General features: G+C 59.9%; 20 protein-coding genes and 1 tRNA gene. 8 read left to right on the top strand and 13 right to left on the bottom strand.

Annotated elements, in window-relative coordinates:
* Both L1073_RS10040 and L1073_RS10035 read left to right on the top strand, forming a co-directional pair.
* Positions 1 to 541 (top strand): hypothetical protein (locus L1073_RS10040; protein ID WP_246898936.1); only part of this gene is annotated, 541 nt, incomplete at its 5' end.
* A 42-nt stretch (positions 542 to 583) separates the two neighbouring features.
* Positions 584 to 1,468, top strand: a complete 885-nt coding sequence (locus L1073_RS10035) for a hypothetical protein (protein WP_246898934.1) — start codon at positions 584 to 586, stop codon at positions 1,466 to 1,468.
* 119 nt (positions 1,469 to 1,587) lie between these two features.
* Here the strand turns inward: L1073_RS10035 and L1073_RS10030 are convergent, their stop codons facing one another.
* Genes L1073_RS10030 through L1073_RS10020 form a run of 3 tightly spaced genes read right to left on the bottom strand, consistent with a single transcriptional unit; the run spans position 1,588 to position 2,468 of the window.
* Positions 1,588 to 1,788, bottom strand: coding sequence for a DUF4113 domain-containing protein (locus L1073_RS10030; RefSeq protein ID WP_246898932.1), 201 nt, complete (start codon positions 1,786 to 1,788; stop codon positions 1,588 to 1,590).
* A gap of 47 nt (positions 1,789 to 1,835) precedes the next feature.
* Positions 1,836 to 2,246, bottom strand: a complete 411-nt coding sequence (locus L1073_RS10025; protein WP_246898930.1) for a type II toxin-antitoxin system HicB family antitoxin — start codon at positions 2,244 to 2,246, stop codon at positions 1,836 to 1,838.
* Positions 2,247 to 2,306: 60 nt separating this feature from the next.
* Positions 2,307 to 2,468, bottom strand: coding sequence for a type II toxin-antitoxin system HicA family toxin (locus tag L1073_RS10020; RefSeq protein WP_246898928.1), 162 nt, complete (start codon positions 2,466 to 2,468; stop codon positions 2,307 to 2,309).
* Between the two features lie 79 nt (positions 2,469 to 2,547).
* On the opposite strand from L1073_RS10020, the gene L1073_RS10015 reads away from it, so the two are divergent.
* Positions 2,548 to 2,787 carry a hypothetical protein gene (locus tag L1073_RS10015; RefSeq protein WP_246898926.1) on the top strand — a complete coding sequence of 80 codons (240 nt, stop codon included), beginning with the start codon at positions 2,548 to 2,550 and terminating at the stop codon, positions 2,785 to 2,787.
* A 77-nt stretch (positions 2,788 to 2,864) separates the two neighbouring features.
* Here the strand turns inward: L1073_RS10015 and L1073_RS10010 are convergent, their stop codons facing one another.
* The 4 genes from L1073_RS10010 to L1073_RS09995 form a co-directional block, all read right to left on the bottom strand.
* On the bottom strand, positions 2,865 to 3,671 hold the full coding sequence (locus L1073_RS10010; RefSeq protein WP_246898924.1) for a hypothetical protein: 807 nt from the start codon (positions 3,669 to 3,671) through the stop codon (positions 2,865 to 2,867).
* A 363-nt stretch (positions 3,672 to 4,034) separates the two neighbouring features.
* Positions 4,035 to 4,208, bottom strand: a complete 174-nt coding sequence (locus L1073_RS10005) for a hypothetical protein (protein ID WP_246898922.1) — start codon at positions 4,206 to 4,208, stop codon at positions 4,035 to 4,037.
* Between the two features lie 61 nt (positions 4,209 to 4,269).
* Positions 4,270 to 4,824 carry a flavin reductase family protein gene (locus tag L1073_RS10000; protein ID WP_246898920.1) on the bottom strand — a complete coding sequence of 185 codons (555 nt, stop codon included), beginning with the start codon at positions 4,822 to 4,824 and terminating at the stop codon, positions 4,270 to 4,272.
* Positions 4,825 to 5,455: 631 nt separating this feature from the next.
* Complete coding sequence (locus tag L1073_RS09995) at positions 5,456 to 7,690, bottom strand: NADP-dependent isocitrate dehydrogenase (RefSeq protein WP_246898918.1); 2,235 nt, start codon at positions 7,688 to 7,690, stop codon at positions 5,456 to 5,458.
* Between the two features lie 352 nt (positions 7,691 to 8,042).
* On the opposite strand from L1073_RS09995, the gene L1073_RS09990 reads away from it, so the two are divergent.
* From L1073_RS09990 to L1073_RS09970, 5 genes are all read left to right on the top strand, one after another.
* Positions 8,043 to 8,243 (top strand): hypothetical protein, encoded by a 201-nt coding sequence (locus tag L1073_RS09990; protein WP_246898916.1) that lies wholly within the window; start codon positions 8,043 to 8,045, stop codon positions 8,241 to 8,243.
* Between the two features lie 57 nt (positions 8,244 to 8,300).
* Positions 8,301 to 8,376 (top strand) — tRNA-Thr (locus tag L1073_RS09985).
* A gap of 278 nt (positions 8,377 to 8,654) precedes the next feature.
* Positions 8,655 to 9,338, top strand: a complete 684-nt coding sequence (locus L1073_RS09980) for a (2Fe-2S)-binding protein (RefSeq protein WP_246898914.1) — start codon at positions 8,655 to 8,657, stop codon at positions 9,336 to 9,338.
* Positions 9,335 to 10,321 (top strand): FAD binding domain-containing protein, encoded by a 987-nt coding sequence (locus L1073_RS09975; protein ID WP_246898912.1) that lies wholly within the window; start codon positions 9,335 to 9,337, stop codon positions 10,319 to 10,321. The genes L1073_RS09980 and L1073_RS09975 overlap by 4 nt, the downstream gene beginning before the upstream one ends.
* 23 nt (positions 10,322 to 10,344) lie before the next feature.
* Positions 10,345 to 12,573 carry a xanthine dehydrogenase family protein molybdopterin-binding subunit gene (locus L1073_RS09970; RefSeq protein ID WP_246898910.1) on the top strand — a complete coding sequence of 743 codons (2,229 nt, stop codon included), beginning with the start codon at positions 10,345 to 10,347 and terminating at the stop codon, positions 12,571 to 12,573.
* A gap of 48 nt (positions 12,574 to 12,621) precedes the next feature.
* On the opposite strand, the gene L1073_RS09965 is transcribed toward L1073_RS09970, so the two are convergent.
* The 6 genes from L1073_RS09965 to L1073_RS09940 all read right to left on the bottom strand — a co-directional run bounded on the left by L1073_RS09965 (position 12,622) and on the right by L1073_RS09940 (position 17,510).
* Complete coding sequence (locus L1073_RS09965) at positions 12,622 to 13,029, bottom strand: hypothetical protein (RefSeq protein WP_246898908.1); 408 nt, start codon at positions 13,027 to 13,029, stop codon at positions 12,622 to 12,624.
* Complete coding sequence (locus tag L1073_RS09960) at positions 12,992 to 14,077, bottom strand: type IV toxin-antitoxin system AbiEi family antitoxin (RefSeq protein ID WP_246898906.1); 1,086 nt, start codon at positions 14,075 to 14,077, stop codon at positions 12,992 to 12,994. The genes L1073_RS09965 and L1073_RS09960 overlap by 38 nt, the downstream gene beginning before the upstream one ends.
* 16 nt (positions 14,078 to 14,093) lie before the next feature.
* Complete coding sequence (locus L1073_RS09955) at positions 14,094 to 14,717, bottom strand: nucleotidyltransferase family protein (RefSeq protein ID WP_246898905.1); 624 nt, start codon at positions 14,715 to 14,717, stop codon at positions 14,094 to 14,096.
* On the bottom strand, positions 14,707 to 15,678 hold the full coding sequence (locus L1073_RS09950; protein WP_246898903.1) for an XdhC family protein: 972 nt from the start codon (positions 15,676 to 15,678) through the stop codon (positions 14,707 to 14,709). Before L1073_RS09950 ends, L1073_RS09955 begins: the two co-directional genes overlap by 11 nt.
* 162 nt (positions 15,679 to 15,840) lie before the next feature.
* Complete coding sequence (locus tag L1073_RS09945; protein WP_246898902.1) at positions 15,841 to 16,575, bottom strand: class II aldolase/adducin family protein; 735 nt, start codon at positions 16,573 to 16,575, stop codon at positions 15,841 to 15,843.
* Complete coding sequence (locus tag L1073_RS09940) at positions 16,572 to 17,510, bottom strand: ABC transporter substrate-binding protein (RefSeq protein WP_246898900.1); 939 nt, start codon at positions 17,508 to 17,510, stop codon at positions 16,572 to 16,574. The genes L1073_RS09945 and L1073_RS09940 overlap by 4 nt, the downstream gene beginning before the upstream one ends.
* Positions 17,511 to 17,526: the final 16 nt, after the last annotated feature.

The following is a 17,526-nucleotide window of genomic DNA, read 5'->3' as shown; positions in this document are numbered from 1 at the left end:
GTTTTATCATGAGCTAGATGATGATCCTTTGATTTCGATACCAGAGCTCTTTTATGATTATAAGTATAAGAATAAAGCAGAGCGAATAATATCTCAGGAATTCGATAGATCTTCGTCACATAAGATTGTTGTAATAGACCCTTATGTCGACCCCCGGTCAATTCAACAAGTGACAATCTTGTTTGCCTCCTTGGTCGGCAGGGAACTGTATTATCTTACTAATTATAATCAGCCATTTTCATGCCCACAAGATGGTTGTCCCCATCAAAGGAGAGATCCAGATGACCTAAAGTCTCGTGTTAATAGAGCCCGCAGAGAAGTGCTTAGGAAAGAACTTTTCAAGAAATTTGAAGTCTTGCCATTGCCTTTTCCTTTTCACGACCGCTATTTGCTAAGTATAGAAGGTGGGGAGATAGATAAGTGTTTAATGGTAGGGTCGTCTCTTAACATGTTTCTCAAAAATAAGTCGTCAATTGTCAAGATTGATAATTTTTCTTTCAAGAAGAAGCTTTTTGATAAAGTGGTTAGAGGCTCTGTCTGATTTGGAGAAGCCAGTATGAAGTGCTCGGAGTTTAAAAAGATAGTGAGTAATGCTGAGCATTTGATTGATGCATCATTTTCAATCAATGTGCATCCTTTGGACCTTTCTGTTGGTGATTTGGTTCAATCACTCAGATTTGATTCACCTTTTGAGTATCGGCGTCGTTTAAGGTCTGAATTTCTAGAAAAAGTAGACTTGTGTGATGATTTTGAGTTGCTGGATCTGTTAGGTCTTCATGACCCTTCTAATCTATTGCCTTGGTTGATAGTCTCGCATATTATGATGATTGGCGGGTCGGGTTCTGACTTGCCCTCCAAGCTTTACGCATTAAATGAGAATGAGAAGGTTCGTAAACTTGCTCTATCGGTAATAATAATAAATTCTAGGATTGATGTTATTGAGAGTGATGACCGCGAGGCGTTAAGGCAATATTTTATTTGGTCGCAGCTTGAAGAAAAAGATATTGATCCATATCAAAAATCATCTTTGCTCGATAAAGATCTGCTTCAAGCAGTCTTGGATCAGAAAACCTTGTATACGTGGATCACATCTAATTTGTCTTTAATGATCGATAAAGGTGGTTTTGATCCTGGTAAACATGTCGATTTTTTTGAAGAAATATTCAGGGAGGCTGACTTTGTTCAGAAAGAACTGGTGGACCTTCTTGCGAAAGCCGTTAAAAAGGATACTGCTGTTTTTTACGGCATGAGAAATGTTCGACTGTCTATCGATCCATTTACGAAAGAAACTATGTATTCGCGATGGCTGAAAGATGCTGCAAAATTTATGGCTTTAGGTTTTATTTACTGCCAGTACGTTAGTAATGTAGATCCTTCTCAAGAGTTTGAGAATAAGTTGAGGGTGTTTCCCGAGCTATATAAATTTGATCAAAGCCATGGTGGGTTCAGCTTTGAGACTTCTTCGTAGTCTAATATGCGTAGCTGCTTCTCGCTCTACAGCATCTATCCGCGATTTACTCTGCGCATTGGCCAGTTTCGTATTGATAATTCGTCGGCGCCACCATGCAACGTGAGGCCGAGAATTTTTTACGGTAGGCAACTCCCCCATTCCGTCGTGTAGCGCTGCGTGAGGTAGTCGCGGCGTAGCTGCCACACGGCGTCTTTGCGTTGTCCGCCAAGGCGGATGGTGTCTTGCCCCATCTGGCTGTTGAGCTTGTCGACGACGCTCATCAGCGCTTCGCTCTTGCGCTTTTCTTCCTGGCTTTGCGGCGCGTCGAATAGGTTCACCTGGAGCGTGGCGTTGCATGCCCCGGACCTATGCCGGGGCGCTTTCATTATTGGGTGCGGCGTTCTAGTTCGTGCTGGGCGGCGCGGGCCAGAAAGGCCGAGCGGCTTTTGATGCCGTGCATGCTGACGTAGTCGTCGATCTGGCTGATCAGGCGTCCCGGGAGGGTGACGTTGACCTTTTCGGCCTTGCCCAGGTAGGGGGTGAGGTCGATTTCGACCAGTCCCCAGCCCCATCCGGCAAACTCGGGGTTGTCGCGGTGTTCGGCGATGTGGCGCGGCTTGGGAATCGGCTGGCCGGTGTTGGCGAGCTCTTCCAATTGGATGTGCGCGACCTCGACCGCCATTTCATAGGCCTGCTCGATGGTGTCGCCGGCGGTAGTGGCGCCGGGAATGTCAGGGAACACGATACCGGTGGCGGTGTTCTCGTCGCCCCATTCGATGGCGATAGGATATTGCATGGCAGTTCCTCCCTTCGAGGTGGTGCCGAGGTCGTCGAGTTATTTCAGCTCGGCCTGTTTTCAGATGCTATTGACGGTGCCGAGGGGCAGGTCCTTCTTCGGGTGGGGGATCGGCACCGCGCCCGGCTTGTTCGGGTGCTTGAAAACATGGTGACTGCCCCTGACGCGGTCCAGATACCAGCCGTCCGCTTCCAACTCCCTGATCAGGTCTCTGCTTTTCACCTCCGACCTCTTGCTGTCTGTGATGAATAAAACATAACCCTAGGGTTATGTTGTGTCAAATATTCATGACTCTGGGGGTATGCTATCAACGTGGCGCCTTCCGCCCTGTACCGTTTTAGTCGCCTCCACACACCCGGCGATGCGGGGCTATGACGTCTCGCAGTTTTCGTCGGGGTGCTATCTGGTGGAGGTCAGCGAGGATGCCGGGGTCGAGGGCCCGATCATTGAGGGCGATGTGTTGGTGGTAGATGTGCCTGGCGCGGCGGTACGGGTGGTAGGTGCCATTGTCGTCGCCATCCAGCTAGCTGTGGCTGGGTGAGTGAATATGAAAGAGACGCTCGGTGCTGAGGGTATTCGCTCCACTGTCGCCAGTGAAGCGAATGGGTTCACCCTCGCTTAGCACAGTTCCCATGTATGCGGATCGGCCCAGAGATATAGCGGTTCAAACCCTCTAATACGACTATTCGTTCTGAAGTCGGAGGCCTGCAGGATATGCACGCGGATCATGCCATCCCGCATATCATCGACCTGCCCCCTGTATCTCACATGGGTATCGCTATTGATTTGACAGATGGGGGTGCCGACGTTGTTAAGCATGGTTTTCGCTTCACGCTGGTTACGGCGCTTTTCCTCTTCGCGCGCTCTTTCATAGGTTTCCTGGGCTTCTTGTCTTAGCCTCTCTTCTTTCTTCGCTGCGAGCCTTTCTGCTTCGGCAGCTTCGCTGGGTGTCTTGTAATCCCAGGTTTCCGCAAGTGCGAGCCACTGAGGGTCGCCCTCAAAGCGGGGTTCCATTGCGAGAATTCCGGCCTGGCGGAAGTATCCGCTGCAGCCAGATTCCGTTCCCGTGGCGTCTGGGCTACCTGCGCGAGCGAAAAAGATAGGGTGCCCTGTGTCACGGCTAGCACACCAACTGCCTATCATCGTGCCGCCATCTTGTTGGCATTTTTTCTGTGCGATCTTGGTAAAGTCGCTCGGTTCGAAATTGTCTCTGAGGCAGTAGCCTTGCCGGAAGAAGCGGGCATATTCGTCTTCGTGGATGTCGGCTTGCATGCGCGAGATAGAAATCCATCCTGCCTCGCTCGATTCATAAAAATGCTTAGCGGTGTCCACGATCGAAGCATCGCTATTAGCGGTCGGGGGAGCGGGGCTGTAGGCACATCCCGCCATGAGAGTGGTCAGCAAAGCTGTGAGAACTTTCTTCATGCTTTCCTCGGGTCATCATGTGATTAAGCGAAAACGATATCGGCCTCTAGGCATGTTTCTTGATCGTCCTCATCGCTTTCCCCGCACCTCACACTTCACTCTGGTCCCAAAGCCACTATCGCCCAGCGAGTGCTCTACCTCGGTCACCAACTAGGGCGTGGCGTCGATCTCGGGCTTGTAGCCGCTGGCCGTGAGCGGCGATTCGGGGAGGATGCCCGGGCGTCCCTAGGCGAGGGTGATGTCGAATATGGCTTCGCCGCGTTGCACGCGCCGCCATTTGGCTGGTGTTTAGGGCATCGACCTGGCTGGGGTAGGTGGGGCGTAGTTTCTTGGCGTCGTCGTCGAAGCGTTTGCCTAGGCGCGTCAGTGAATTGAGAGCTGATTCTTCAGTCTGGTGATATGGGCGATACGGATGCCGCGCATGGTATCGCCGACCACCGGTTCGATGCCGTGGCGCTTGGCGAGATCGCCGAGGCTGATGTCGTGTCCAACCAGGATGAATTGATGTCGCGCACGTTGGGGAGCCAGCTCTTTCATAGCCTGAAGTTCGAGATGGTCCAATAACTGGTTGGCCAAGAACCAGGCACAGCTTTAAGCACTACAAATTCTGCACCCGGAAGTCCGCCGAGCGATCGATTTCGTCGCCGGCGACCATGAAACAGCCGTGGCCGCGATAATGCAGTGTGCGGGGGAGGTTGATCGAGGTGTCGACATGGGCTTTGACGATCTCCCAGATGAACAGCTCGTGGCGATCTATCTGGCTGTCGTCGACCAGGCGGCACTCGAAGCTGGCATAGCATTCCTCCACGAGCGGTGCAGAGACGATCTGACCTGGTGTCGGTGTCAGCCCGAAGGCGTCGAACTTATCGAGCGCATCACCATCGCTATTGCCCACCTCGACCACGGCGTCGGCCAGTTCCAGTGTGGGTATGTTGATCGTGCATTCGCGGCTTTCGCGCACGAGGCGATGGCTGTGATTGGCGGCGGTGATCAGGCATCCGAAGTGTGCTGGCATGAAACCGAGCATCATGTGCCAGCCCATCACCATCAGGTTGCGTTCTGCCTGCCATTGCGAACCCACCAGTACGATGGGGCCGGTTTCCAGATGACAGCGGCATTGATCGAGGGGGAAGTCGGTCTTGCGTGGTGTCATGTCTTCTCCTTGCATGATGGTACTCCGACTAAAATAGACCATTGCGGAAGAGGAAGGCGTTGGCGGGGTCCAGACATAAATAAGCCCGGCCTAGGCCGGGCTGCGGACGCTGCGTCATTGCATGTCCTGTCGAGCTCCTTGCGACCTACCACACTTCCTTGTGCGCGGTGCTGAGCACCGAGGTCGTATCCCTGCTCGACGGGCCCACAATGTCATAGTGAGCAGGCGGTTGGATTGATCTGGGTTAAATACTCGACAATTTTACTCGGGTATTGGCGGTCGTCTGACAAACTCCCCCGGAGTCGTCGGTGCTGACCCGTTGTGTCGGCATTGTCTTACTAAAAAGACATCGGATATATGTAAACGATGTGTCTCTAATGTGTTATATTTTGTAACTGTGAGCCATGGACGGCGAGGAACCTGCAAGGACGTCGCGATTCCATCGCGTAGTGGCTCACACTGCGTACGACGTTTTGGCCCTCCCATCGTGGAGGGCTTTTTTACGTCTGGGAGAAGTCGGGCTTTCAGCGCGTTTCCTGCCTCTGAACGAAACAGGCCCATGCACGGGGCATGGGCCTGATCTGATGCCTTTCATGTGCGCCGAGCCATAGGTGCGCGCGGCGCAAAGCGTTTAACGCTTCATGAGGGCATCCAGCGCGGCGTTCAGCGTAGCGCTGGGACGCATGACCTGGCTGGTCAGGTCATAATCGGGGTGGTAGTAGCCTTTGATTTCGACCGGCTTGCCTTGCACCTCGGTGAGCTCTTTGACGACCTTGTCTTCGTCGGCTTGCAGCGATTTGGCCAGCTCGCTGAACTGCTCCTTCAACTCGGCGTCTTCGTCCTGAGAGGCAAGTGCCTGGGCCCAGTAGAGCGAGAGGTAGAAGTGGCTGCCGCGGTTGTCGATTTCGCCGATCTTGCGTGACGGCGACTTGTTGCTGTTGAGGAATTCGCCGGTAGCTTGATCCAGCGTCTTGGCGAGCACCTTGGCCTTGGGATTGTCGTACGCCTTGGCGAGATGCTCGAGCGACGCGGCGAGAGCGAGGAATTCACCCAGCGAGTCCCAGCGCAGGTGGTTCTGCTCCAGGAGCTGTTCGACGTGCTTGGGCGCGCTGCCGCCGGCGCCGGTCTCGAACAGGCCGCCGCCCTGCATCAGCGGAACGATGGAGAGCATCTTGGCGCTGGTGCCGAGTTCCATGATCGGGAACAGGTCGGTCAGGTAGTCGCGCAGCACGTTGCCGGTGACGGAGATGGTGTCTTCGCCCTTGCGAGTGCGTTCCAGCGAGAAGCGCATGGCGTCTTCCGGCGCCATGATACGGATATCCAGGCCGCTGGTGTCGTGATCCTTGAGGTAGGTCTCGACCTTCTCGATCAGCTTCGCATCATGCGCGCGATTGGCATCCAGCCAGAAGATGGCGGGGGTGGCGCTGTCGCGGGCGCGAGTGACGGCAAGCTTGACCCAATCCTGAATCGGCGCGTCCTTGGTCTGGCACATGCGCCAGATGTCGCCGGCTTCCACCTCGTGGCTGAACAGCTGATGACCATTCTCGTCGGTGACGACGATGGTGCCGTCCGCTGCGGCCTGGAACGTCTTGTCGTGAGAGCCGTATTCCTCGGCCTTCTGTGCCATCAGGCCGACGTTGGGTACGCTGCCCATGGTGGTCGGATCGAAGGCGCCGTTCTTCTTGCAGTCATCGATAGTGACCTGATAGATGCCGGCATAGCAGCGGTCCGGGATCACGGCCTTGGCATCGTGCAGCGCATCGTCGGCGCCCCACATCTTGCCGGAATCGCGAATCATCGCCGGCATGGAAGCGTCGATGATCACATCAGACGGCACGTGCAGGTTGGTGATGCCCTTGTGCGAGTTGACCATCGCCATCGGCGGACGCTCTTTGTAGAGCGCGTCGATGTCGCTCGTGATCGCGTCCTGCTGCTCGCTGGGCAGGGACTCGATCGCGCTGTAGAGATCGCCGATGCCGCTATTGGGGTTGAAGCCGGCCAGGTCGAGGGCGTCGGCGTGCTTCTCGAGCACGTCCTTGTAGAACTCCTCGACCACCATGCCGAACATGATCGGGTCGGAGACCTTCATCATGGTGGCTTTCAGGTGCAGGGAGAACAGCACGCCGCGCTTCTTGGCATCCTTGATCTCGCTGTCGATGAAGTTGCGCAGTTTACGGCTGCTCATGCGTGAGGCGTCGATGACTTCGCCTTCCTGAACCGCCAGGCCTTCCTTGAGGACGCTGGTGGTGCCGTCTTTCTGCTTGAGTTCGATCTTGAGCTTGCCGGCCTTTTCGATGGTGGCGGACTGCTCGCTGCCATAGAAGTCGCCTTCGCTCATGTGCGCGACATGCGACTGGGAGTCGGCGCTCCACTCACCCATGCTGTGCGGGTACTGGCGGACGTAGTTCTTGACTGACTGTGGCGCGCGGCGGTCGGAGTTGCCTTCGCGCAGTACCGGGTTGACCGCGCTGCCCTTGGCCTTGTCGAAAGCGGCCTTGATCGCCTGCTCTTCGTCGTTTTGCGGCTCGTCCGGATAATCCGGCAGCGGGTAGCCTTGGCTCTGCAGTTCCTTGATCGCGGCCTTGAGCTGCGGGCCGGAAGCGCTGATGTTGGGCAGCTTGATGATGTTGGCTTCCGGCGTCTTGGCCAGTTCGCCGAGTTCGGCCAGGTCATCGCTGATGCGCTGCTCGTCGCTTAACAGATCCGGGAACTGCGCGAGAATGCGGCCGGCCAGCGAGATATCGCGGGTCTCGACGCTGATGCCTGCCGTGCTTGTGTAAGCGGAGACGATCGGCAGCAGGGAATGGGTCGCCAGCGCGGGGGCCTCATCGGTGAGCGTATAGATGATCTTCGGCGTATTGGACATTTGGATATTGACCTCTCTTGTCACAGCGGTTGCACGAATCTTTAGCGGTGCGGGTTGGCGTGGAGCGATACAAGTGCTTGCCGGCGATCTTGGGCAGTCCCGCTCGTCCGGCGATGATGCCGTACCCGCGAAAGCGCTTGGATCATCATGCAGATGGTGAATTCGGTTGGCCCGTCATGGTGCCGGCGACCCAGCGGTCGTGGCAGATTATACCAGTGCAGCGTTTGTTGCGCATATAGACTGTCGACAATCTTGTCATCAGAAGGCATGCGCTTGTCGCGCCTAGCGACCGCTGCGAGACTCGCGAGCGTGGCATCATGATAGTTGGGCATTGCCTGAGGAAGGAGGCGAGATGACATTTCTGATCGGCGTGGGCATTCCATTGCTGGTGCTGATAGGCGTCTGGTGGGGCGCACGAATAGCGCTCAAGCACCTTGTCGCCCGGGATCAAGCGACGCGAGAACGCATGGCCTGGGCCATCGCAGCGGTCGTCGCGGCGCTGATTGCGGTGTATCTCTGGCTGCTGTTGACCATGCCGGTGTTGCCTGCATAGGCGACAGGCCGAGAGGCTTGTCTGGCCACGCGAACCTGATTATCATCATGCGCCGTTGCCGGTGTAGCTCAGTTGGAAGAGCAACGCACTCGTAATGCGTAGGTCGGTGGTTCGAGTCCACTCACCGGCACCAGAAAGATTCCACAAACCGCCGCCACGGAGCTTCCGGGCGGCGGTTTGCGTTTTATGCCTGATCCTCTGGCATCCTGCCGGATTCCTCTGAAGTTTTCGCCCCACGCTTTGCGGCACCTCCCGTCCTCTCCTAACGTTAAGGTTGGCCGAGCTGCCTGACACGGCCCGGCCCCGCACAATGCTTTCTGATGGCGAGCGCTCGCCAGCGCCAAGTTGCGCGCCTCGGGCGTTCGCCCAAGAACGATGCCAGCCCTGACTGGTGAATGGCGAGGATAAGACATGGATGACCGTGAGCGTCTCAAGACTGAGGTTTCGTATTTTGATCCTCAACGACACCCCGCATCGCCGTCACGGCGACGCTTTCTAAAATCCGCCGGTGTCTCCGGGCTTGCGGTGGCGGCGGCACCGGCGTTGTCGTCGGTGAGCTATGCCGGCTCGCCGGATGATCCGGACACGCAAGCCGACGCACCCCCCGCCGAAGGCCAGCGCCGCATCACGCTGACCGTCAATGGCCGGCGCGAACAGCTCGATGTCACGCCCAACGTGATTCTGCTCGATGCGCTGCGCCATGCCCTGCAATTGACCGGCACCAAGAAGGGCTGCGACCACGGCCAATGCGGTGCCTGCACGATCCTGGTCAATGGGACGTCCATCAATTCCTGTTTGAGTCTCGCCGTGACCCACGACGGTGACGAGATCACCACCGTCGAAGGGCTCGAGAAGAACGGCCAGCAGCATCCGTTGCAGCAGGCGTTTCTCGAATATGACGCCTATCAGTGCGGTTACTGCACGTCGGGTCAAATGATGAGCGCGCTGGCGATCTTGCAGGATGACGACATCGGCACCAGCGACGCCGACGTGCGCGAGGCGATGAGCGGTAACATCTGTCGTTGCGGCGCCTACAAGAACATCGTCGCGGCGATTCAGTCCGCTCGCGGTACAATGCAAGGGGGTAACGCATGAGACATTTCGATTACGCCCGCGCCGAGAGCCCGCAGCAGGCGGTGGCGGCGCACGGCAGTGAACGCGACGCCGCCTTTTTGGCGGGGGGTACCACGCTGCTCGATCTGGTCAAGCTCGATGTCATGCAGCCGCAGAAGGTGGTCGATATCAACGGTGTCGATCTCGATACCATCGAACGCCTCGATGATGGCCGGCTGCGTATCGGCGCGATGGTGACCAACACCGCGCTGGCGCGTGATGAGCGCGTGGTTAACGACTACGCCGTGCTTTCCCAGGCACTGCTGGCCGGCGCCTCGACCCAGTTGCGCAATAAGGCGACCACCGGCGGCAACGTCATGCAGCGCGTGCGTTGCCCGTATTTCCGCGATGGCGTCTCCGCTTGCAACAAGCGCGAGCCTGGCAGCGGCTGCGCGGCCATCGACGGCGTCAATCGCACCGTGCACGCGGTGCTTGGCACCAGCGACAACTGCATTGCGACGCACCCGTCGGATATGTGCGTGGCGATGGCCGCCATCGGCGCTACCGTCGAGGTGCAGGGGCCGGAAGGCCGGCGCGAGATCGACTTCGCCGATTTTCACCTACTGCCCGGTGACACGCCGGCACGCGAGCATGCGCTGGAACCCGGCGAGTTGATCACCCACGTGACGCTGGACGCGCCGCTCGAGGGCAGCCGATCTGCTTATCTCAAGCTGCGCGACCGCCAGTCGTATCAGTTCGCGCTGGCCTCGAGCGCGGTGATCGTGCGCATGGACGGCAACACCATTCGCGAGGCGCGGGTGGCCATGGGCGGTGTCGGCACCAAGCCGTGGCGCGCGCCGGAAGTGGAGGCGGCGCTCAAGGGCAAGGTCGCCAGTGAGGCGGTGTTTGCGGAGGCGGCCAAGCGCGCCTTCGAGAACGCCGTCGCCTATTCCCAGAACGGCTACAAGATTCCGCTCGGCCAGCAGGCCATCGTGCGTAATCTCACCGATCTGATCGCCGCCTGAACCGCCCGCGAGGAGAATGAAACATGAGCGACAAGGATACGAAAGAGCCCATTATCGGCGCGGGCGTGCTGCGCATCGACGGCCCTGACAAGCTCGCAGGGCGCGCCAACTATGCCGCTGACAACTTGCCGGCCAACATGGCATACGGCTATGGCGTCTTCAGTACCATCGCAAAAGGCAAGGTGACGCGGCTGAATATCGATGAGGCGAAGCGGATGCCGGGCGTCATCGATATCTTCCACCACGGTCATTTCCCGTCGCTGTACCGTACGCCGTCGAGCTTCGTGCAGGGCAATAAGGTGGAGGAAACACGGCTGCCGTTCGAGGACGAACGCGTTTACTACGAAGGCCAGTTCGTGGCGCTGGTGGTCGCCGACAGTTTCGAGAACGCGCGTGCCGCCGCGCGACACGTCAAGGTGGAATACGCCGCCGAAGCGGCCGTCGCCAACCTCGCCCAGGGCCTTGATGACAACGGCACCCAGGCGGGTGGCGGCCATTCGCGTGGCGATGCCGCCTCGGCCTTCGACAGCGCCGACACGACCATCGACGTCACTTACCACACGCCGGTGGAAACCCATAACCCGATGGAAATGCACGCCTCGGTGGCGTACTGGGATGCGCAGGGCGATCTGACCATCTATGACGCCTCGCAAGGCGTCGTGGTCGAGCGCAATGCGCTGTCCAAGATCTTCGCCATCGCCCCCGAGCGTATCACCGTGCATGCGCCCTACATCGGCTCGGGTTTCGGTAGCAAGTTGTGGACCTGGCCGCATGCGATAGCCACGGCAGCGGTGTCGCGTGAGCTGGGCCGCCCGGTACAGCTCGTCGTGCCGCGTCAGCAGATGTTTACCACCACCGGGCACCGTCCTGAAACCCGCCAGCGCATGCGCCTGGCAACCGACGGCAACGGCAAGCTGGTGTCGCTGCGTCACGAGGCGATCAACACGACCTCGTTCACCGATCAGTACGTGGAAACCTGCGGTAGCGTGACCAAGAGCCTCTACAGCTGCCCCGATCTGACGGTCGGCCATGAAACCACGCAGGTGAATCGTGGCACGCCGACCTCGATGCGCGCCCCGGGCGCGGCGCCAGGACTATTTGCGCTGGAGTCGGCGATCGACGAGATGGCCGAGGCGGCGGGGGTCGATCCGGTACAGTTCCGGCTCGACAACTATGCCGAGCGCGACGAAAGCCAGGATCTGGATTTCTCCAGCAACCATATCGTCGAGGCCACGAAACAAGCCGCCGAGCGTTTCGGGTGGCACGATCGCAACCCCGAGGTCGGCAGCATGCGCGAGGGCCGCGAGATCGTCGGCTACGGCATGGCGGCCTGCAACTGGGAAGCCCTGAAGCGGCCCTGCGATGCACGCGTCTCGCTGCGTGCCGATGGCACGGTCTTCGCTTCCTGCGCGACCCAGGATATCGGCACCGGCACCTATACCATCGTCGCTCAGGCGGTGAGCGACGTGACCGGGGTGCCGCTGGATCGGATCAACGTTAAGCTGGGGGATTCCTCCTACCCGGACGGGCCGATCTCTGGCGGCTCCTGGGCCACGGCGACCACGCTGCCGGCGATTGCCGGCGCAGCGCGCAATGCGCTTGACGAGCTCAAGCGTTACGCCACGGGTGGCAACGGCATCTTCGCCGAGGCCAGTGCGGACGATCTAAGTGTGGCCGATGGTGCCCTGCGTTATGACGGCAAGCAGGCGAGTTTCGCCGAGGTGCTCGACGCCGCGCGTTACGGCAGTGCCGATGGCGAAGCGCATACCGAAGCCGCCGACTCGAAATACTCCTACCGCTCCTTCGGCGCGCATTTCGTCGAGGTACGCTGGGATCCGGGCATCTCGCATCTGCGCGTGGCGCGGGTGGTCAGCGCGATTGACGTGGGCAAGGTGATCAACGCGACCACCGCGCGCAATCAGGTCGAAGGCGCGGTCGTGATGGGCATCGGCATGGGGCTTTTCGAAGCCACCGAGTATGACGAGCGCAGCGGCCGCCCGGTGAATAACGACTACGCCGAGTACGTGGTGCCGGTGCATGCCGACCAGCCGGAAATCGACGTCATCCTGCTCGACTATCCCGATCTAGCGTTCAATGAGTATGGCGCGCGGGGCATCGGCGAGATCGGCATCACCGGGCTGGCCGCCGCCATCGGCAATGCGGTCCACCACGCCACCGGCAAGCGTATCCGCGAGCTGCCCATCACCCTCGACAAGCTGATGGACGACGTTCCCCAGGCGCAAAGCGCTTGAGGATTGCTGGACGCAGTTAATGCGAGGTGGGCTCGGGGGCCAAGTAGTCTAGAGACTAATGCGACCGCCCTCGAGCCCACGTTTGAACATGGCTAGCCAGTGTAGGCACTCGTCGACGCTTTCGGGGATGCCACGGCTCATGTCGGTCGCCAAGTCTTCGAGAGCGAGGTTGGCTAGGCCGTCGTTCAGCAACGTCGAGACGTGTGCGAGTGTACCGGGCGCGGCAATCAGGCGAGCCCGCTCACCGAGTAGCTGTATGGCGGTAAGGGTGGTGTCGTAACCATTTTCTTCGAGTACTGGTGCCCCGTAGTGGTGATGAAGGATGAGCTCCCGAGCCTTGGCGCCGATCAAGACGTAATCGATGCCGAACTGCTTGGCCAGAGCACTGAAATCGTTCAGTGCGGTATGAGCCACCTCATCAATAGGCGCTGAAATGGTCAGCGAGATAGCGTTCATCCAGAATCCTTGCGATTTCGGCATTGCGGGGATCGCCACTGCGGATCAGATCCGCATAGGCGAGCAAAGGGTGGGCCATGGCGGGCTCTTCATCGTCTGCCCTCCAAAAGCGTTCCATGATTCGAACATTGGCTTCGACACCTGCTGGGGGCTTCCTCAACCGATATTGTTGCATCAGCTGGGGTAGATTTTCTCTGGGCAGGAAGAGTGTGGCCACTTGCGGCGTCAAGTGACCACTGAAAAAGGCGCCGGCAATTTCTCCACCCCACGCCGCGGCGAAACGATCTATGTCGCGCTCTCCACACCAATCAGTGGTCTCGCCGTAGAACTCGCCGATCAGTAGCTTGGGGGCGAGTTTTTCGCAGTAGCCGACGACCCAGCGCTCCATGAGCTTTCTTGGTTCGATGACTTTGCGTCCGCTACGACTCATCGACGCCACTAAGCCCCCGGCTTCGAGTGCCTTGAGGACGTTGGCAACGGTGCCATGAGAAACGCCCGTTCGTTCGGCGATTGCGCGCACCGAGGCGTTCACCAGGTCGGGGACGAGCAGCAGATGGTAGACAACGATGAGGCCTTGGCGCTGAAAGGCTCGCTGGGCTGCGTGCGGCTCCTCCTCCCTTGCGAATATCGCTGAGCGACTGTTACCTCGAATCAAAATCTTAAAGTCAGGCCGGTCAATGAAGGCATTGCCAGCCGTATCGATGAATTGGATGCCTTGGGTTTGCAGCTTCTTGGCGGCGCTGGCGTTGAGGTAGTCGGCGATCAGGAGGCGACCAGGGTTGCCAGCCAAGTGGTATGAAAGCGCCGGTATCAGGTGAGCCGCCCAGCGCTTTACCTCGCCGGGGAAGTGCTGGCCACCCAGTTCGACATTGAGACCCTCTTCTTGTGGGCCGTTTAGAACGGCGCTGAGTGAGGCGCTTAGCCCTGTTTCGCGCTGGAAGGCGGCAATGGCTGCCTCTGCGATCTCCCACTCCAAAGAAGTTGCCATGGTTGTCCAATAATCTGCGATGTCTATTAATAATGTACGCCTGTAAAAATTGGACAGCAAGACACTTCTTTTTGGGTCAATACGGCGCTTGAGCGTCAGTGTTGCGAATCTCGAACTGCAGGTCTGCGGGCGTGTCGATATCCAGCAGGATGCCGGGGTCATCAACCTCGACTTCTTGGTAGCGCTCGGGGTGCTGGCGGATAAGCCGCCGCGCTCCGGTGTCGCCGTCCAGGCGTGTGAGCGCCGGCCAGAACGCGCGTCCGAACAGCACCGGGTGGCCGGGACGACCGGCGTGGCAGGGTCGCAAGATGTGTTCGGCATCGGCGAGACGCTGTAGATGAAGCAGGGTGTCGCGCCGGATGGCGGGCATGTCGCCGAGCAGGATCGCCGCCGCCTGAACGTCGGCGAGCGCTGGGTCGCTTTCGAGCACCGTGAAGGCCTCGGCCAGGCTGGCGCCCAGGCCGTGCTCGGCGCGTGTCGCGCGAATCAGCGGCGTGTTCTCGGCAAGTCCCAGGCACGCGGGATCGTCCCCGGCACGCATCACCACGCGATGGCATGCAAACGCTTCGCGCGCCTTGGCCTGCGAGGCGCCCAGTAGCGTGCCCTCCCAGGGTCCGCTCGCGCGGCGTTTATCCGCATCGCCGTACCGCCGCGACTCGCCGGCGGCCATGATCACGGCGACCACCCGTTCAGAGTGCATCGCGTGCCTTGCCGCGCCGCACGCGCACGATATCGGCCATCACCGCCAGTGCGATCTCGGCGGGCGTCTTGCTCCCCAGTGCCAGGCCGATGGGCATATGCAAGCGCTCGATATCCCTCTCACTGAGCCCACCGACGCGCTGCAAGCGTTCGGCGCGTGCCGTGGAGGTGCGCCGCGAGCCCATGACGCCGATATAAAACGCCGACGTACGCACGGCCTCGATCATCGTCAGATCGTCGAGGCGCGGGTCGTGGGTGAGGGCGACCACGGCCGTCGCCGCATGACTTCCCCCCGAGGCAATGAACGAGGACGGCAGCGTGACCTGCGTCTGGACGCCCGGAATCGCGACATCCCGCCAGGCGTCCTCACGCGGGTCGCAGACGATGACCTCGAAGCCCAGCGAGCGCGCGAACTCGGCGCAAGCGATCGAGACCGGCGAGAGGCCGGCCACGATCAAGCGCGCCACCGGCCCCAGGCGCATCCGGGCTTGGTGTTCATCAAGCGTTACCCGAGGGCCTTCACTGTCGTCATCGGCAAAAGTCGCGAATCCGGTGGCGAGATCGACCTGGCGAATGGCCGGGCGCTGCCCACGCAGAATGTCGTACAAGGCGTCGAGATGGGCGAGGTGCTCGGGGGTTGGTGGCAGGCGCTCGATCATGACATCGAGAATGCCGTCGCAGGGCAGGGAGACCGTCGGTCCCTCGGCGTGCCCGTCGCCGTAGCGCAACGTGGTGATCGGCGACTCGAAGGCGCCCTGTGTCAGGCGTTCGAGAAAGTCCTCCTCGATACAGCCGCCCGACAAGGAGCCCTCATGGCGGCCATCAGAGCGCGCGACGAACAATGAACCGGGCTCACGGGGCGACGAGCCGAACGTCGCCAGCACCGTGCACAACCACACCGTTTCACTGTCGCGGGCCCAGTCGAGCGCTCGCTCGATGACCTGCAAATCCAAGTGTTGCATGCTCAATACGCTCACCCATGACTGTGTTGCCATGCCCTGCCAGGGTCGTCGTTGATACCTGCCCTGGCGGGGCCTGGTATTGATTTCATGGGCCTACTATACCTCGCATGACGCGCCCTGTGGGGGAGCGTCCGCAGCCCGAGCATAGTGCATACCGGTTCCTCAGGATCTCGCATCGAGGCGGCGTAGCTCGGCCAGCCAAGCGGGGTCGTCGCCGTCGGCGGTATCGCGCTCTGCCCAGCGTGCGTACTGGTCGGCAACGTGGTCGCACAGTGCCGGGTCGAGCTCGCGCAGCACCGCGCCACTGGCCTGAGCTGCGAGCTGCGCCTGGCAGCTGCGCTCCAGGTCGCGCATGCGTAGGAAGGCTTCGCCGACATTGCGGCCGCAGGTCAACAGACCGTGGTTGCGCAGGACCATCGCCGGGCATTCGCCGAGATCGGCGACCAGCCGCTGGCGCTCGGCGCGGTCCAGCGAGATGCCCTCGTAGTCGTGGTAGGCGAGCCGGCGGTGAAATTGCAGGGCCCACTGATTGAGCGGCAGCAGGCCCCGTTCCTGACAGGTTACTGCGACGCCGGCCACTGTGTGAGTATGCAATACACAGCTGACATCGGCGCGAGCGGCGTGGATGGCGCTGTGAATGATGAAGCCGGCAGCGTTGACCCCGTGGCCGAGCGGATCGTCGATCACCGCACCTTCGGCGTCTACGGTCACCAGGTTATCGGCGGTGATCTCGTCGAAGCGTAGCCCGTAAGGGTTGAGCAGGAAGTGCTCGCTCTCACCAGGCACTCGCGCGGAGATGTGGGTATAGATGCCGTCGTCCATGCCATAGTGGGCGATCAGCCGATACGCTGCGGCGAGGTCGCGACGGACACGCAGGTCTACAGCGCGATCGCTCATAGGCTGTCCTCCACCGCCGCCAGGCCGGGCTCACCGTCACGCGTAGTTACGCCGTCGAGGAATTCGGCCAGTTCATCGGGATGATTTTGCAACCACGCGTGGGCCACCGCCTCGAGCTTGCGCTCTTTCAGGCCGTATTCGCGGATGAAATCGCTTTGTTGCTCGGCGCTGAGCACGAATTGATCGAGCAGGCGCATGAGGTTGGGGTTGGCCTCGCTGAAGGACTTGGCGACGATGGTGCGCACGTCGCTACGGCCCTGGTTGTCGCCATAGATGCCTTCGGGATCGTCGAGGATATGCATGTCGAATTCCGGCACCATCCAGTGCGGCGTCCAGCCGTAGAAGGCGATCCAGCGCTTCTCGTCGTAGGCGCTGCGTACCGCGCTGAGCATCCCCGGTGTCGAGGACTCCAGCAGTTCCCAGTCGCCCAGGCCGTAGGTGTCGTTGCGTTTGGCGTCGTGAATGAAGTCGCTGACCGTCGAGCCGCTCTCGATGGAGTAGTAGCGGCCCTCGAAACGTTCGCGATTCTCGGGGTCGTCGAGCTGCTCGGCGCTGGTCACGCCGGCCTCATAGACGTAGCCGGGCACCGCGAAGCCCATGCGCGCGCCGGTGACGTTGTTGCCCAGGTCGACGATGCTGCCGTCGTCCATCGCGGCGTCGTAGCTATCTTGCTGGGCGGGGAGCCAGCCGGCGAGGAAGACGTCGCTGTCGCCGGTTTGCAAGGTCTTGTAGCCCACCGTGCTGCTGAGCTCCTGGCGCTCGTTGGTATAGCCCAGTGGAGCGAGGATCTGCGCCATGATCTCGGTCTTGACCGTGACGCCGGGCCACGGCGGAGCGACGAAGGAGACCTGGGTGGCCTCGTCGGTGGCATGGGCGTGAGCTGCCAGGGGCAGCAGGGCAAGGGCGGCCATCAGCCGCGTGGTGGTGCGTCGCATGAGCTCTCCTGGTGAG

The sequence above is a fragment of the Chromohalobacter nigrandesensis genome, assembly GCF_023061285.1.
Lineage (GTDB): Bacteria > Pseudomonadota > Gammaproteobacteria > Pseudomonadales > Halomonadaceae > Chromohalobacter > Chromohalobacter nigrandesensis.
Note: the sequence above shows the minus strand (reverse complement) of the source record. Positions and strands in the feature narration are given on the sequence as shown.

Bases quoted from the DNA above. Each gene is read 5' to 3' on its own strand.
- L1073_RS10025 (WP_246898930.1), bottom strand. From the start codon at position 2,246: ATGCAATATCCTATCGCCATCGAATGGGGCGACGAGAACACCGCCACC.
- L1073_RS10015 (WP_246898926.1), top strand. From the start codon at position 2,548: ATGCTATCAACGTGGCGCCTTCCGCCCTGTACCGTTTTAGTCGCCTCC.
- L1073_RS10010 (WP_246898924.1), bottom strand. From the start codon at position 3,671: ATGAAGAAAGTTCTCACAGCTTTGCTGACCACTCTCATGGCGGGATGT.
- L1073_RS10005 (WP_246898922.1), bottom strand. From the start codon at position 4,208: ATGAAAGAGCTGGCTCCCCAACGTGCGCGACATCAATTCATCCTGGTT.
- L1073_RS10000 (WP_246898920.1), bottom strand. From the start codon at position 4,824: ATGACACCACGCAAGACCGACTTCCCCCTCGATCAATGCCGCTGTCAT.
- L1073_RS09995 (WP_246898918.1), bottom strand. From the start codon at position 7,690: ATGTCCAATACGCCGAAGATCATCTATACGCTCACCGATGAGGCCCCC.
- L1073_RS09990 (WP_246898916.1), top strand. From the start codon at position 8,043: ATGACATTTCTGATCGGCGTGGGCATTCCATTGCTGGTGCTGATAGGC.
- L1073_RS09980 (WP_246898914.1), top strand. From the start codon at position 8,655: ATGGATGACCGTGAGCGTCTCAAGACTGAGGTTTCGTATTTTGATCCT.
- L1073_RS09975 (WP_246898912.1), top strand. From the start codon at position 9,335: ATGAGACATTTCGATTACGCCCGCGCCGAGAGCCCGCAGCAGGCGGTG.
- L1073_RS09970 (WP_246898910.1), top strand. From the start codon at position 10,345: ATGAGCGACAAGGATACGAAAGAGCCCATTATCGGCGCGGGCGTGCTG.
- L1073_RS09965 (WP_246898908.1), bottom strand. From the start codon at position 13,029: ATGAACGCTATCTCGCTGACCATTTCAGCGCCTATTGATGAGGTGGCT.
- L1073_RS09955 (WP_246898905.1), bottom strand. From the start codon at position 14,717: ATGCACTCTGAACGGGTGGTCGCCGTGATCATGGCCGCCGGCGAGTCG.
- L1073_RS09950 (WP_246898903.1), bottom strand. From the start codon at position 15,678: ATGCAACACTTGGATTTGCAGGTCATCGAGCGAGCGCTCGACTGGGCC.
- L1073_RS09945 (WP_246898902.1), bottom strand. From the start codon at position 16,575: ATGAGCGATCGCGCTGTAGACCTGCGTGTCCGTCGCGACCTCGCCGCA.
- L1073_RS09940 (WP_246898900.1), bottom strand. From the start codon at position 17,510: ATGCGACGCACCACCACGCGGCTGATGGCCGCCCTTGCCCTGCTGCCC.